Here is a 15421-nt window from a genome sequence, read left to right on the forward strand (position 1 = left end):
CGTCAGTAACCGCGATTTCGGTCCACTTCGTGCAACAGGGGTTCCTCGGCGCCGAGGCGGCGGAAGTTCTCGGCCACGTCTTTCATGGCGTCGCCCAGGTGCCACCCCGAAACATGCGGCGTGATGGTGATGCGGGGATGGCGCCAAAGCGGGCTTTCGGCGGGCAAAGGTTCCTCGCGCACCACGTCCAGAACCGCGTGCCCCGGCGTCCCGGCATCCAGTGCCGACATCAGGGCGGTTTCGTCGATCAGATCGCCGCGCCCGGCGTTGAGCAGCTGGCTGCCGGGCTTCATCGCCGCCAGAAGCCCGGCGTCAAACAATCCCACTGTCTCCGGCGTCGACGGCAGGATGGCGCAAACGTGATCGCATTCTGCCAACAGCGCGGGAAGGGCTGCCGCGCCATCGCGGCAATCGATACCTTCGATGTCCTTGCGCGAACGGCTCCACCCTTTCACCTGGAACCCGAGATCGCGCAGCATCCGCGCGGTGCGCGCACCGATGTGCCCAAGGCCGAAGACGCCGACGACCGTATCCGGCGTGTACTTCGGTTCGACCGGTGTCCAAGCAGCCATGCGTTGTTCCGCTTCGTGCATCGGCATGTTGCGATGTGCGCGCAGGATGTAGGCGAGGAACCACTCGGCGATCTCGCGGGCGGGCGCGTCGGGTTTCAACCGCGTCACGCGGACATGGCCGGGCAGGGCCGGATTGCGGACGATGGTTTCCACGCCCGCGCCAAGTTTCTGGACAAGCCGCAGGTTCGGCAGCTGCGCGACGCGTTCCGGGTTCAAGCCAACCACCGCCATCATGGTGATTTCATCGGGGTTTCCGATTGCATCCGGCGTGCGGATGTCCGCTTGGGGGAACTGGTCCCGCACCTGTTCGGCGATTTCCGCGTCGGTCATCCACCCCGACATTCCGGTCTCGATCAACAGCGCCATGAGCTCGGCCTCCCTTGCATTTTCACGCTTGTGACGTTCCGTCACGCAACTGGACTTTGTCCGCGCAGCTAAGTCATCCTTCGGCCCAAGGTAAAGCCCGGTAGGCCGGTCGGAGGAGACAGTTTCATGAACATGACATTCGGGATGCGGGACGAGAACCGCAAGCTCTTGCAGCGCGTCGCCACGATGGTGCGGGACGAGATCATGCCGCTGGAAGAGGAATACCAGGCCGAGATCGGCAAGGGCGATCGGTGGCAATATACCGAGCGTCAGGCCGAGATCCTCGAGGGGTTGAAGGCCAAGGCCAAGGCCGCGGGTCTGTGGAATTTCTGGCTGACCGACAGCGACAAGGGGTTTGGCCTGACAACGGTCGAATACGCCTATTTCGCCGAGGAGATGGGCAAGACGCCCTTGGGGGCCGAGGTGTTCAACTGTTCGGCGCCCGATACCGGCAACATGGAAGTGTTCGAACGCTACGGCTCGGAAAAGATGAAGAAGCAATGGCTCAAGCCGCTGCTCGAGGGCGAGATCCGCTCGGCCTACCTGATGACCGAACCGGAAGTGGCCAGTTCCGACGCCACCAACATCTCGATGTCCTGCGTCCGGGACGGGGACGAATACGTACTGAACGGCGAGAAATGGTGGGCTTCGGGGGCCGGCGACCCGCGTTGCAAGGTCTATATCGTCATGGTCAAGACCGGGGGCGAAGAACTGCCCAAACATCAGCGCCAGTCGATGATCGTGGTGCCGGCGGATACGCCCGGCATCGAGGTGTTGCGGCCGATGGAAGTCTATGGTCACGACGACGCGCCGCACGGGCACATGCACATCCGGCTTACCAACGTGCGCGTTCCCGCCGAGAACATCCTTCTGGGCGAGGGCCGGGGCTTCGAGATTGCGCAGGGCCGCCTGGGGCCGGGCCGTATCCACCACTGCATGCGCGCCATCGGTCAGGCCGAGATCGCGCTTGAGCGCATGTGCAAGCGGTCGATGCAGCGCGAAGCTTTCGGCAAGAAGCTGGCGCAACTGGGCGCGAATTACGACATCATCGCCGAATGCCGAATGGAGATCGAGATGGCGCGTCTGCTGTGCCTCAAGGCCGCCTGGTACATGGATCAGGGCGATGCCCGGGCGGCGGCGCCGTGGATCAGCCAGATCAAGGTCGTGGCCCCGCGCGTGGCGCTCAAGGTGATCGACGAGGCGGTGCAGATGTTCGGCGGGCAGGGCGTCAGCCAGGACACGCCGCTGGCCATCGCCTGGACTCATGTGCGGACGCTGCGTCTGGCCGACGGCCCGGACGCGGTTCATCGACGGCAGGTGGCGCGGGCCGAGTTGAAGAAGCACACGCAGGAGAAAGTCTGACCCGGGTGGCGTGATGGAAAAGGAACGGGTCCGCGAATCATATTTCCACCTCGGGGCGGGCGGCGTTTTCGTCGGCAACGACCCGGTCCGGGGGCCGTGGTCGCCGGACCATTGCCATGCCGGTCCGGTCACGGGGCTGATTGCCCGAGCGGCCGAGCGGGAGGTAGGTCCGGAAAAGATGCTGACCCGCCTGACGGTGGACGTGCTGCGCCCCTTGCCCTTGACCGGGCTCAGGGTATCGGCCGAGACCGTGCGCCACACGAGGACATTGGCGACGACACGCGTGACGGTGCATGATCCGGACGAGACGCTCTGCGCCACCGCCACGACGATGCACCTTGTGCGCAAGAAGATGGGAGAGGTGCGGAACGCGCAGGTGCCGTCCCCCCGCATTGAAGACGCCGAACCGGGACCGTTCCCGATCCGACAGGCGCGTCACGATCTGCCGTATTTCGCGCAGTTCGTCGATGTCCTGTATCCCAAAGGCCAAAGCCACGATCCGGGACCCAAGACCATCTGGATGCGCGCGCCGCCGCTGTTGGAGGGGGAGCGGCAATCGCCGATCCAGTCGCTTTGCCCGCTTGCAGATTGCGGCAACGGCATTTCCTGGAACGCGCCGCCCACCGAGATGGGCTTCATGAACACCGACCTGTCCGTCCATGTCCATCGCGAGCCGGTCTCGGAATGGCTCGCTTCCGAATCTGTTTCGCATTGGCACGCAAATGGCATCGGCATGGCTCAGGCAGTGCTATACGACACGAACGGGCCCGTCGCGACCGCGCTGCAGACGCTGGTCCTGTTCCCGCCCGGATAAGGTCAGGCGAAAGGGTCGGCCGGGTATCCGACTCGTGCCAGATACAGACCCTGCGGAGGGCTGACCGGCCCGCAAGCCGCGCGATCCGCCGCTTCGAGCGCCTGCCTGACGTCCGAAGGCGACCAGGCCCCGGCTCCGACGCGCTCAAGCGTGCCGACAAAGCTGCGCACCTGATTGTGCAGGAAAGACCGGGCACGCACGTGGAAATGCACCTCGGGCCCCGAAAATCCGTCAACCGGTTCGATCCGCAACTCGTCCAGAGTTTTTACCGGGCTGGCGGACTGGCAGATCGACGAGCGGAAGGTCGTGAAATCGTGCTGCCCCACCAGCTTGTCCGCCGCTTCCTGCATCGCCGCCACGTCCAGCGTCTGGTTGATCTGCCAAACCTGACCTTTGTCATGCGTAGCAGGGGCCCGGCGGATCAGGATGCGGAACAGGTACTGCCGTTCGGTCGCCGTGAACCTTGCGTGCCAGTCGTCTTCGACCTGCGCGGCCGCCAGAATCGCGACGGGCAGCGGTTTGAGGTGATAGTTCAGGGCCTCGGACAGGCGGAATGGATCCCAGTCCTTGATGAGGTCGCAATGGGCGACCTGTCCCAAGGCGTGAACGCCCGCGTCGGTTCGCCCGGCCGCCGCGATCATGTGCGGCCCCCGTTCGAGACGCGCCAGCGCGTCCTCGATCGCGCCTTGAACCGACGGCAGCTCCTTCTGGCGCTGCCAACCCGCGAAAGGCGCGCCCTGGTATTCGACTTTCAACGCGAAACGTGGCATGTGCCGCTGGTATCGCGCACTGCAGGCCACGGCAAGGCCGGCCTTTGCAAAAGCTCTGGCAACCAGGGCAACCCCTTCCTATCTTGAAAGAAACGAAAAGGGCAGGGCAGCGGCTTGGTCATCTCAACTCTGGCAGACAACCTTGTGCGCGGCGTCGAAACCGTCGGAGACCGGATTTCCGAAACCTTCTTCGAACCCGTGATCCGGCTGGGCGTCACCGGGTTGGCCCGCTCGGGCAAGACGGTGTTCATCTCCTCGCTGGTGGCGAACCTCCTGGACCGGGGGCGGATGCCCGGGCTGGCCGCCGCGCAGGAAGGGCGGATCGCGGCCGCCTATCTTCAGCCGCAGCCGGACGACACCGTGCCGCGCTTCGACTATGAAACCCATCTGGCCGCGCTCACCGGCCCTGCGCCGCATTGGCCGGACAGCACCCGTGCGGTGTCGGAACTGCGCCTGTCGCTGAGGGTCAGGCCCGCTGGCCTGCTGGCCGGGTTGCAGGGGCCGCGCACCGTACACCTGGATATCGTCGACTATCCCGGCGAGTGGCTGCTGGATTTGGGCCTTCTGGACAAGTCCTATGATGAGTGGTCGGCGGAGACACTGGCGCGGATCGGACCCCGTTCGGAAGCGGCCGCCTATCTGGCAGAGGCGCGCGGCGCCGATCCGGCCGGTTCGCATGAGGAACCTGTGGCGCAGCGACTGGCCCGGTCTTTCACCGACTACCTTGGTGCCGCGCGGGACGCCGGTTTCTATGACTGCACGCCAGGTCGGTTTCTGCTGCCCGGAGATCTGGCGGGCTCTCCGGTTCTGACGTTTGCGCCGCTGCCGGTCGATGGGCCTTCCCGCCGGAAATCGTTGCACCGCGAGATGGAGCGGCGGTACGAGGCCTACAAGGCGCAGGTGGTGAAGCCGTTCTTTCGCGACCATTTCGCGCGCATCGACCGGCAGATCGTGCTGGTCGATGCACTGGGGGCCATCCACAGCGGTCCACGGGCGGTCGAGGATATGCGTCGGGCGATGGCGGATATCCTCGGGGCCTTCCGGCCGGGGCGGAACGCCTGGCTCAGCCAGCTTTTACTGGGCAAACGGGTCGAGAAGATCCTGTTCGCGGCAACCAAGGCCGATCATCTGCACCACCTGCAGCATCCCAAGCTGACGGCCATCATGGAGGCGCTGACCCGCGACGCCCGTGACCGCGCGAGTTTTGCCGGGGCCGAGACGTCAGCCCTGTCGCTTGCCGCCCTGCGCGCGACCACCGAAGAAATGCGCTGCCATGACGGGCGGGAACTGCCGTGCGTCAGGGGCACGCTTCTCGAGACGAAAAAGCAGGCGGCCTTCTATCCCGGCGCACTGCCCGAGGATCCTGCCCATCTGCTGGGCCCGGCGAGGGAGGGCGCGCAGGCGTGGTTGTCCGAGGATTATGGCTTCATGGCCTTTTCGCCCGCGCGCCTGACGTTGCAGCCGGGCGACGGGCCGCCGCATATCCGGCTGGATAGGGCCGCGCAGTTCCTGATCGGAGACCGGCTATGAACCCGATCCTGCGCCCTGCACGCAGTACCGACGCCGGCACGACCGGAGCAATCCTGCACGGTTTTTCGCGCGAAAACGACTGGATGCCCGAGCTGCATTCGCTGGCCGAAGCCATCGCCTTTTGCGGCACGATGATCGACCGGGGCTGGGTCACGGTGGTCGAGGAACAAGCCCAGGTACTCGGATTTCTGGCGCGCGACGGCCAGGAAATCTGCGCGCTTTATCTTTCTGGCCCGGCTCGGAGACAGGGGGTCGGGCGGCAACTGCTGGACGACGCCAAGGAAAAACGGGCGCGTCTGACACTCAGAACGTTCGAGGCCAACACTGCCGCCCGCCAGTTCTACGAACGGAACGGGTTCGTCGAAGCCGGGCGCAGCGATGGTGCGCGAAACGATGAAAACCTGCCTGACATCACATATGTCTGGCAAAAGGAGGACGACGGCCATGACCAACGGTCCGGTTCTGATTGACCTCGAAGGCGAAGCGCAATCCGCTCCGAACGTGTCCCAGGCGCCTCCGGTTCCGGACATGATCCCGCCGCAGGGTCAGGCGATGCAGGCGGCGGCCCGGATGGCGGCGCGCAAACCTTCAGCGCTGACCAAGTGGTTCTGGGGGCTGGCGCTGGCGGTGATCGGCGCGGTGGTTTCCGTCGCGGCCTGGGATTTCGCGACATCGCTGGTCGAACGCGCGCCGATCCTGGGGTGGATCGTCACCGGGCTGCTGGCGGCGCTGGTACTTGTCGCGCTCGTTATCGCGCTGCGCGAGATGGCTGCTATTGGCCGCCTTGCGCGCGTGGACGAGTTGCGCCGGTCCGCCGATGCGGCGCTGGCGGCCGATGATCTGGCGCAGGCGCGCGCGGTCACCGAGCGTTTGGTTTCCTTCTACAAGGGCCGGGACGAAACCCGGTGGGGAAGGGAGCGCCTGTGCGAGCGGGCCGACGACCAGTTCGATGCGGTTGCCTTGTTGGCATTGGCCGAGGATGAACTCCTCGCCCCGCTCGACGACGCCGCCAGCCGCGAGGTCGAGGCGGCCGCGCGGCAGGTTGCAACCGTGACTGCGCTGGTGCCGCTGGCGCTGGCTGATGTGGCGACGGCGCTGGCCGCTTCCCTGCGAATGATCCGCCGGATCGCCGAGATCTACGGTGGGCGGGCCGGATTCCTCGGCAGTTGGCGACTGACCCGGGCCGTTTTCGTGCATCTGGTGGCGACCGGCGCGGTCGCGGTGGGCGACGACTTGCTGGAGCCGATCCTTGGCGGCTCGATCCTCGGCAAGCTGTCCCGCCGTTTTGGCGAAGGTCTGGTCAACGGCGCCCTGAGCGCGCGCGTCGGCGTCGCAGCGATGGAGGTCTGCCGCCCCTTGCCATTTTCGCCGCGCCACAAGCCTTCTACCCGAGGCATGGTCAAACGCGCGCTGGGCGGGTTGTTTTCCAAGGGTTGATCTGACGCAAGGCCACTTTTGCCCCCTTGGCGCAGGATCATGAAAAGCGCGAGAGGGTGCCATGGCGGATCACGGCCACAGCCAGAAGGAGATTGCCGACCGGATCAACGCGCCGCCGGGGCGCGGCGTGCTGCGCGACGTGGTCTATGGCGGGATCGACGGATCGGTCACCACTTTTGCCATCGTCGCCGGGGTGGCCGGGGCTGGGTTGTCGCCCTTTGTCATCGTCGCGCTGGGCATTGCCAACGTCCTGGCCGACGGATTTTCGATGGCAGCGGGCAATTATTCCGGAACCAAGGCCGAGCTGGACAACATCCGCCGCATCCGAGCCATCGAGGAACGGCACATCGCGCTTTATCCGGACGGCGAAAGGCAGGAGGTGCGCGAGATATTGACACAGAAGGGTCTGGCGGGGCCGGTGCTGGATGAAGCGACCCAGGCCATCACCGCCAATCGCGAGAACTGGATCAACCTGATGCTGGAAGGCGAATACGGGCTGGGCAGCGTCGATCCGCACCCGATGAAGGCCGCGATGGCGACGTTTTTGGCGTTTCTCATCGCCGGCATGATCCCCTTGCTCCCCTTCCTCTTCGGGCTTGAGAATGCGTTTGTGGTTTCCGTCTGGGTGACCATGGGGGTTTTCTTCGCCATCGGTGCACTCAAGAGCCGTTGGTCTCTGGCGCCCTGGTGGCGTTCGGGCGGCGAGACGCTTGCGATCGGCGGCGCGGCCGCGCTGATCGCGTTCGGTGTCGGATCGCTGTTCCACGTCTGATCCCTTACCGCGGCAGGTTGTGGGGCCGAGGCAACGCTTTCATTTCGCATGGTTTTCCGGACTAGGTTGCCGGTATGGCTGGCCTTAGACTCGTTCCGTTGCAGTTCGGAGGCTGGTTGTGGAATCGCTGCTTGTTCTGATCGGCCTGATCGTTCTGGCCATTCCGGTCACGGTCGTCTTTCTAGTTGTGGGGCAGTCCCGTCTGCGACGGCGCGTCGACGAGCTTGAAAAACGGCTCGCTGGCATGGGCGGTGCCGTTGAAACGGACGGTCAGGCAGCACCGCAGGCGGATGAAACGAAGCCAGCGGATGCCAAGCCTGAACCTGTCGAGGATCGGGCAAAACCTGGCCCCTGGAGACCGTCACGCCCGGTCGGTGCCGAGGTTGGTGAAACTCCGAAACCCGCTGCGACCGCTTCGACGCCTCGTGCGGTCGTGTTCCGAAAGGACCGCATCGACGCCTTGGGCAGTTGGCTGCGCGAGAACTGGTTCTACGCGGTTTCGGCCCTGTCGCTGGCGCTGGCCGGGATTTTTCTTGTGCAATACGGGGTCGAGACCGGGCTTCTGTCGCCCGCGGCGCGGGTCGCTGCGGCCCTGGCCTTCGGTGCACTCCTGATCGTCGCCGGCGAGGTTCTGCGCCGCAGGTTCGGCGATGACGAGGCATCCAGCACCGCCTACCTGCCCTCGGTCTTTTCCGGGGCCGGTCTGGTCACGCTGTTCGGCGGCGTGCTTGCGGCGCGTCAGTTGTACGACCTGATCGGACCCGAGACGGCGTTGGCGGGCATGATGGCGATCGCTCTGCTGGGGTTGGTACTTGGGTGGTTCCACGGCGCGTTGCTGGCCGCGGTCGGCTTGATTGGCGCTTTTGCGGCCCCGTTTCTGGTGGGCGGATCCTCGAGCGATCCATCGTGGCTTTATGCCTATTTCCTGATCGTCGCGCTGCTGGGGTTGGGCATCGACACCGTGCGGCGATGGGCCTGGATCTCGGTCCTGACGCTGCTCGGCGCCTACTCGGCGGCCTGGCTGCTCGTGCTGGCGTCACCTGCGACGGATGCAGAGCACCTGATCTATTCGGTGGCGCTTGCGATGGCTGCGGTTGTCGTGCCTGCGCGCAGCCTGGTGCCGGTACACGGCGGGCGCATGGTGTCCCAGGTTTTCCTGCGTAAAAAGGGCGATCCCTGGCCGGAATTCCCGACGCGGCTGGCTTTCGGCGCCGTAGCGGCCAGTTCCGCCATCATCGCCCTGCATTGGGCCGAGACCGAGGCGGGGTTCTGGCTGGCGGTTCTGCTGCTGGCCGCCATGACGCTGGCCCTGATCCTGTGGGCAAACGGCGCACGGGCGCTGCAGGATACCACCCTGTTTCCGGCGGCAGGCCTGCTTTGGGTCGTTCTTGCGCACGGGATCGACGGCAGTGCGGCTTATCTGCGGTTCGCCGCCACATATGCGGAAACGCCCGAGGCGGACTATCCGTTCCTGGTGACGATGCTCGTGGCGCTTGGGGCGCTGGTGTCGGTGGCCGCGGCATGGCGCTCGTACCGAGAGGAAGAGACTGCGGCGGTCTGGGCCGGGGCGGCGGCGCTGTTCGCGCCCGCTTTGGCGATCATGCTCGAAATCGGCTGGCGCCCCGCCGACGTGATCGGCGCCTACCCCTGGGCGCTGCACGCGCTTGCCATTGGTGCGCTGATGGTCCTGCTGGCCGAACGGTTTGCCCGGGCGGATGGCGCGGACAGGATGCGGGCCGCCTTGGCCACTCTCTCGGCGCTGTCCAGCCTGGCATTTGCCTGCATCATCGTCCTGAGTTCGGCGGCGCTGACGGCTGCCCTGGCCGTCACGGTAGTGGTCGCCGCGGCGCTGGACCGGAAATTCACGCTGCCGCCGATGAGTTGGTTCACCCACGCGGGTGTGGTGACCTTGGGATATCGGCTGGTTGTGGATCCGGGTCTGGATTGGGCCCAGAACGCGCCGCTGCCGGAACTGGTGCTGGCCTATGGTGGGACCTTGGCCGGTTTCCTGCTTGCCTTGTGGCTGTTGCTGCCGCTGGCGCGCCCGGCGGCAAAGCTGATGCTCGAAAGCGCGGCCTGGTCCACGGCGGGGCTATTCCTGTCGTTGCTGCTGCTGCGCTGGCTGGAAAGTTTGACGGTGAGCGGGGCCGAAAACAGCCACTGGGCGCTGGGGCTGTTTGCGGTGATCTGGCTGGCGCTGGCCTTTGCCCAGGTTCGGCGGTGGGAACTGGGAGGTAGATTCCAGATGGTCCGCACCGGGCTGGCGGCGGTGTTCGGGCTGTTGGGCGTCGCAGCCCTGAGCGGAGCCCTGACGGAAGCCAACCCGCTGCTCGAGATCGGCACCGCGCCGGTGATTGGGCCGCCGATCGTCAACACATTGGCGGTCGCCTATCTTTTACCGGCGCTTTTGATCGGGATTGCGGTATGGAGGATCCGATCGATGCCGCGATGGATGAGGCAGGTCAGCGGCGCAGCTGCGCTGGCGCTCTGTGCCATCTGGCTGGGGCTGACGATCCGGCATTTCTGGCAGGGTGCGGCGGGAATGCACGAAAGCCATGGCGTCACACAGCCCGAGCTTTACACCTACACGCTGGCCCTTCTGGTGATCGGGGCCGGGCTGTTCTACCAGTCCCTCGCGCGCCGGTCGGATCTGATGCGCAAGGCCGGGCTGGCGGTGATCGGACTGGCGGTCGCGAAGGTGTTTCTTGTCGACATCTCCGGCCTCGGAGGTCTGATCCGGGTGTTTTCGCTGCTGGCGCTGGGTCTGGCCCTGGCGGGCCTTGCCTGGCTCAACCGCTGGGCCATGTTGCGCCATTCGCCGCAGGCGCCGGAACCACTGGACCAATAGGCGCTCCCGTCCTATAAGCCCGCCATGTTCGACAGGCAGGCCATCATCATTCGAATTATTTCCCCGGCGCTCTGAGAAATCGAGACGCCGGGCAAAGGTGTTTGAGACCTCGCACCGCCAGATCGCCTGCAACCGCATCAGACAATCCGAAGGACGCCCCGAATGTGCGCCGACACGACCACCGAAGAACTCGACTACAAAGACACGCTCAACCTGCCGAAGACCGACTTTCCGATGCGGGCCGGCTTGCCCAAGCGAGAGCCGGAATGGCTGGCGCGGTGGGAGCGGATCGGGGTCTATGACCGCCTGCGCGAGAAAACCGGCCGCAAGTCCTTCATCCTGCATGATGGCCCCCCGTATGCCAACGGCAACCTGCATATCGGCCACGCTCTGAACAAGACCATCAAGGACATGATCGTGCGCAGCCACCAGATGATGGGGTTCGACGCGCGCTATGTTCCCGGCTGGGACTGCCACGGCCTGCCGATCGAGTGGAAGATCGAGGAGCAATACCGGCAGAAGGGCAAGGACAAGGACGAGGTTCCGATCAACGACTTCCGGCAGGAATGCCGCAAGTTCGCCGAGGGCTGGGTGGACATCCAGCGCGACGAGTTCAAGCGACTTGGCGTGACCGGCAAGTGGGAAGACCCCTATCTGACCATGGACTTTCATGCCGAGCGGGTGATCGCCGAGGAATTCATGAAGTTCCTGATGAACGGCACGCTCTACCAGGGGTCCAAGCCCGTGATGTGGTCGCCGGTCGAAAAGACGGCGCTGGCCGAGGCAGAGGTCGAATACCACGACCACCAGAGCCACACCATCTGGGTCAAGTTCCCGGTTGTGCGCGCGATCGAGCCGGCCGGAGGGCGATCCGAGCTTATGGGCGTGAACGTGGTGATCTGGACCACGACCCCTTGGACCATCCCGTCGAACCGGGCCGTGGCCTTCAACCCGGATCTGTCCTACGGCCTCTACGAAGTGACCGAGGCGCCCGAGGACAACTGGGCCAAGGTGGGCGAACAGTTCCTGCTGTCGGACCGTCTGGCCGGTGACGTGTTCCGCGCGGCCCGCGTCGACGGCTTCAAGCGTCTTCGCGACGTGACCGCGGCGCAGCTTGACCTGATGATCTGCGCCCATCCGTTCCGCGGCGCCGACGGCGGCGAGGGCGAGTGGGATTATGACGTGCCCATGCTGCCCGGCGACCACGTGACCGACGAGGCCGGAACCGGTTTCGTTCATACCGCCCCCAGCCACGGCGCCGACGACTTCGTTCTTGGCGTAAAGCATGGGCTGCAGATGACCCACAACGTGATCGAGGACGGCTCGTTCCGCGAGTCGCTGCCGCTTTTCGGCGGCGCCAAGATCATGGACCACAAGGGCAAGGAAGGCGACGCCAACAAGCGGGTCATCGACGCGCTTGCGGGCTGCGGCGCGCTGATCGCGCGCGGCCGGGTCAAACACTCCTACCCGCACAGCTGGCGCTCCAAGGCACCGCTCATCTTCCGCAACACGCCGCAATGGTTTGCGGCCATCGACAAGACCGTGGGCGACGGGAAGGACGAGATGGGCACCACCATACGGACCCGTGCGCTGAACTCGATCGACAAGCTGGTGAAATGGTGGCCGCAGACCGGCCGAAACCGTCTATTTTCGATGATCGAAGCGCGGCCCGACTGGGTGCTTTCGCGACAGCGCGCCTGGGGCGTGCCGCTGACCTGCTTCACCAGGAAGGGCGCTCTGCCGACCGATCCGGGCTTTCTGCTGCGCGACGAGAAGGTCAACGCGCGCATCCTTGAAGCCTTCGAGGCCGAGGGCGCCGATGCCTGGTACAGGGATGGCGCCAAGGAACGGTTCCTTACCCCCGATTATGATCCGGAGGAATGGGATCAGGTGTTCGACATTCTCGACGTCTGGTTCGATTCCGGTTCGACCCACGCCTTCGTGCTGCGCGACCGCGCCGACGGGACCGAGGACGGCATCGCCGATGTCTACATGGAAGGAACCGACCAGCATCGCGGCTGGTTCCATTCCTCGATGCTGCAGGCTTGCGGGACGATGGGACGCGCGCCGTACCGCAATGTCGTGACGCATGGCTTCACGCTGGACGAGAAGGGCAACAAGATGTCCAAATCGCTCGGCAACACCATCGTGCCGGCCGAGGTCATCAAGCAGTACGGCGCCGACATCCTGCGGCTCTGGGTGGCGCAGACCGACTATACCGCCGACCAGCGGATCGGGCCCGAAATCCTGAAAGGCGTCGCCGACAGCTATCGGCGTCTGCGCAACACGATGCGCTTCATGCTGGGTTCGCTGTCGGATTTCTCCGAGACCGACCGCGTCGAGAACCCGGCGGACATGCCGCCGCTGGAACGCTGGGTGCTGAGCCGTCTGGCCGAACTGGACGCGCAGGTTCGCAAGGGCTATGCCGAGTTTGATTTCCAGGGCGTTTTCAGCGCGGTGTTCAACTTTGCCACGGTCGACCTGTCATCCTTCTACTTCGACATCCGCAAGGACGTTCTCTATTGCGACGGCGACAGCCCGCGCCGCCGTGCCGCGCGGACGGTGCTGGACATCCTGTTCCACCGGCTGACCACCTGGCTGTCTCCGATCCTCGTCTTCACGATGGAGGAGGTCTGGCTGGAGCGGTACTCGGGCGACGACAGTTCGGTGCATCTGGTGGACTTCCCCGAAACGCCGGCCGCGTGGCGCGACCTTGAGAACGAGGCGAACGTGGCCAAGGTGCGCCGCGTGCGCCGCGTGGTGACCGCCGCGCTCGAGATCCAGCGCCGGGACAAAGTCATCGGCTCCAGCCTGGAGGCGGCGCCGGTCGTGCATGTCGAAGACAATGGCGTGCGCGCCCTGCTGCGCCAGATCGACATGGACGATATGTGCATCACCTCGGGCTTGACCGTGACCGGCGATCCGGCCCCGGCCGAGGCGTTCCGCCTGCCCGAGGTCGAAGGTGTCGGCGTCGTCTTCGAAATGGCCGAGGGCGAGAAGTGCCAGCGGTGCTGGAAGATCCTGCCGGATGTCGGCCGCCATGCCCATGCGGGCGTCTGCGGGCGTTGCAACGACGCCTTGGGTTGAGCCTGGAACCTGCGGTTGCCCGTAGTCCGACGAGGGGCATCGCTTATTCGAGAACGAAAAAACCCGACGGTCTCGTCAAAACCGGCGACCTCGCACGATACGGGGTTGCCGGTTTGGATTGTCGAAATGTCCATGAACTGTTTCGAGCATATCGTTCGGGCATTCTGGCGCGAGGCTTCCTGCAGCATACGCGAGCAAAGATTGATCGTCGGCCCGATGGCCGTGAAATCTAGCCGTGTTCTGCTGCCGATATTGCCGTAAAAGATATCCCCGACATGCAAGGCCGCGCGAAACTCGGGAGACGGGGTGGCGTGCTCATGAGCCATGGCCTCCCGCGCCTGAGCGATGGCCTGCAATGCGCCGTCCGCCGCCGCCTCTTGGGCGGTCAGGTCGTCCGGCGTCGGGAAAATCACGAGGGCACCGTCGCCCAGAAACTTGAGAATTTCGCCGTTGTTGCGGCTGACCGAGTCGTCGATCACCGAGAAGAAATGGTTCAAGAGTTGCAGTACATCCTGCGACTCCATGCTGTTGGAAAGCTGGGTGTATCCCTTGATGTCGGCAAACAGCACCACGGCCGAGATTGTCTCACCCTCTCCGCGAACGATCTTGCCGCTCAGGACTTTCTGGCTGGTGGCCTCTCCCAAATAGGTCGCAAGGGTGATCTGTTTGTCCAAGCGCTCGGTGAAATACTCCTTCATCCGCGCCAAGGACGATTGTACCCGCCGCAAGGCCGTGACTTGCTCATCGTCGAACCCATTGCGGGCTTGGGTGGCAAACTCCACACAACCAGTTACGGTTCCATCGAAGTTGATCAGTGGAAGCACCAGAACGTCAGTGTATCCCGCTTTCTTGTAGTTCCGTTTGTAGGCTTCGAAATTGTCCGCCGATTTTGCAGCTTCTGCCAGACGCAGACGTATGGAGCGTTTTGTTGAGATGCTGCCATCGATCGGGGTCTTTTTGAAATCAACTGTGTCAAAGTACTCGTGCAGGAACGTAACGCGTCGAACACCCCCTTTTCGCGTCCACCGTGTCTGGATGCCGCGGATGCGAGGATGAATGAACAGTCCGTTGATGATGAGGGCGTCAAGCCCGATACCCGCCTCGTTTAGCCGATGCGCGCAGTCTTCGACCACAGCCTCGATGCCTTTCGGCGGTTGTGCGCCAGCAATCAGCCAGTTGCACACCGAGTGAATTTTCGCGGTGCTTACCATGACATCGTTCCGCCCCTATTGGGCAATCATCATGCTCGGAATGCGATGTTGAAGCAAATGGGCGATAGCCAGGCCCGAAAGCATGGCAGAGTCTCGCAGCACTACATACCGGTTGCAGAGGTGCATGCCTTCTGCCAGCTTCGCTTTGTGCCAAAAATCATTGTCGATACCAGTTTCGGCCGACTTGTGGTCGAAGAGCAGAATGGGTTCATCGTCCGTCTGACCTGGAACGATGCCGAGGACAATGGGGCCGCGGCTTCGCCCCTGTTGCACGAGGCTGCGGCGCAGATCAGGGCCTATGACGCGGGACAGCTGCGGCGTTTCGATCTGCCGCTGCGGATCGAGGGATCTGAGTTTCAGAAGCAGGTGTGCGACGCGATGTCCGCCATCCCGTTCGGCGACACCCGCACCTATGGCGACATCGCCCGCGACCTCGATCATCCGGCACAGGCGGTCGGGCAAGCCTGCGGGGCCAACCCCATTCCGGTCATCATCCCCTGCCATCGCGTCCTGGCGGCAAGCGGATTGGGCGGCTTTTCCGGCGCGGGCGGGATCGAGACGAAGGTGGCGTTGCTGCGTCACGAAGGCGCTGCTGGCCTGCTGATCTGAAACGCGAAAAGCAGTTGCATTTGCGCAATTTGCGACACAACCT

Annotated in this window: 11 protein-coding genes and 1 pseudogene; 9 read left to right on the forward strand and 3 right to left on the reverse strand. The window is 64.5% G+C overall.

The features are described 5' to 3' along the window. Positions 1 to 2 precede the first annotated feature (2 nt). Entirely contained in the window at positions 3 to 938 is a 936-nt protein-coding gene (locus FGK63_RS09330; protein ID WP_138841489.1) for an NAD(P)-dependent oxidoreductase, read from the reverse strand. 126 nt (positions 939 to 1064) lie between these two features. On the opposite strand from FGK63_RS09330, the gene FGK63_RS09335 reads away from it, so the two are divergent. Both FGK63_RS09335 and FGK63_RS09340 read left to right on the forward strand, forming a co-directional pair. Then, positions 1065 to 2300, forward strand: coding sequence for an acyl-CoA dehydrogenase family protein (locus FGK63_RS09335; protein ID WP_138841491.1), 1236 nt, complete (start codon positions 1065 to 1067; stop codon positions 2298 to 2300). Between the two features lie 13 nt (positions 2301 to 2313). After that, complete coding sequence (locus tag FGK63_RS09340; protein ID WP_138841492.1) at positions 2314 to 3114, forward strand: thioesterase family protein; 801 nt, start codon at positions 2314 to 2316, stop codon at positions 3112 to 3114. Between the two features lie 2 nt (positions 3115 to 3116). Here FGK63_RS09340 and truA read toward each other — a convergent pair whose 3' ends face one another. Beyond that, positions 3117 to 3884, reverse strand: a complete 768-nt coding sequence (gene truA / locus FGK63_RS09345) for a tRNA pseudouridine(38-40) synthase TruA (RefSeq protein ID WP_138841494.1) — start codon at positions 3882 to 3884, stop codon at positions 3117 to 3119. Positions 3885 to 3998: 114 nt separating this feature from the next. Between truA and FGK63_RS09350 the strand changes: the two genes are divergently transcribed. The 6 genes from FGK63_RS09350 to ileS all read left to right on the forward strand — a co-directional run bounded on the left by FGK63_RS09350 (position 3999) and on the right by ileS (position 13558). After that, the gene (locus FGK63_RS09350) at positions 3999 to 5414 is read left to right on the forward strand and encodes a YcjX family GTP-binding protein (protein ID WP_138841496.1); all 1416 of its coding nucleotides are present in this window, start codon (positions 3999 to 4001) and stop codon (positions 5412 to 5414) included. Then, positions 5411 to 5884 carry a GNAT family N-acetyltransferase gene (locus FGK63_RS09355; RefSeq protein WP_138841498.1) on the forward strand — a complete coding sequence of 158 codons (474 nt, stop codon included), beginning with the start codon at positions 5411 to 5413 and terminating at the stop codon, positions 5882 to 5884. The genes FGK63_RS09350 and FGK63_RS09355 overlap by 4 nt, the downstream gene beginning before the upstream one ends. Next, positions 5859 to 6851, forward strand: coding sequence for a YcjF family protein (locus FGK63_RS09360; protein WP_138841500.1), 993 nt, complete (start codon positions 5859 to 5861; stop codon positions 6849 to 6851). Before FGK63_RS09355 ends, FGK63_RS09360 begins: the two co-directional genes overlap by 26 nt. Positions 6852 to 6912: 61 nt before the next feature. Then, on the forward strand, positions 6913 to 7623 hold the full coding sequence (locus tag FGK63_RS09365) for a VIT1/CCC1 transporter family protein (RefSeq protein ID WP_138841502.1): 711 nt from the start codon (positions 6913 to 6915) through the stop codon (positions 7621 to 7623). A 118-nt stretch (positions 7624 to 7741) separates the two neighbouring features. Then, positions 7742 to 10471 (forward strand): DUF2339 domain-containing protein, encoded by a 2730-nt coding sequence (locus FGK63_RS09370; RefSeq protein WP_138841504.1) that lies wholly within the window; start codon positions 7742 to 7744, stop codon positions 10469 to 10471. Positions 10472 to 10633: 162 nt separating this feature from the next. Then, positions 10634 to 13558, forward strand: a complete 2925-nt coding sequence (gene ileS, locus FGK63_RS09375) for an isoleucine--tRNA ligase (protein WP_138841506.1) — start codon at positions 10634 to 10636, stop codon at positions 13556 to 13558. Between the two features lie 227 nt (positions 13559 to 13785). Here the strand turns inward: ileS and FGK63_RS21205 are convergent. Next, positions 13786 to 14769: pseudogene (locus FGK63_RS21205) on the reverse strand (adenylate/guanylate cyclase domain-containing protein); the annotation flags it as partial. Positions 14770 to 14916: 147 nt separating this feature from the next. Between FGK63_RS21205 and FGK63_RS09385 the strand changes: the two are divergent. Then, positions 14917 to 15378 carry a methylated-DNA--[protein]-cysteine S-methyltransferase gene (locus tag FGK63_RS09385; RefSeq protein WP_246043992.1) on the forward strand — a complete coding sequence of 154 codons (462 nt, stop codon included), beginning with the start codon at positions 14917 to 14919 and terminating at the stop codon, positions 15376 to 15378. Positions 15379 to 15421 lie beyond the last annotated feature (43 nt).

The organism is Ruegeria sediminis (assembly GCF_005938215.1).
Lineage (GTDB): Bacteria > Pseudomonadota > Alphaproteobacteria > Rhodobacterales > Rhodobacteraceae > Ruegeria > Ruegeria sediminis.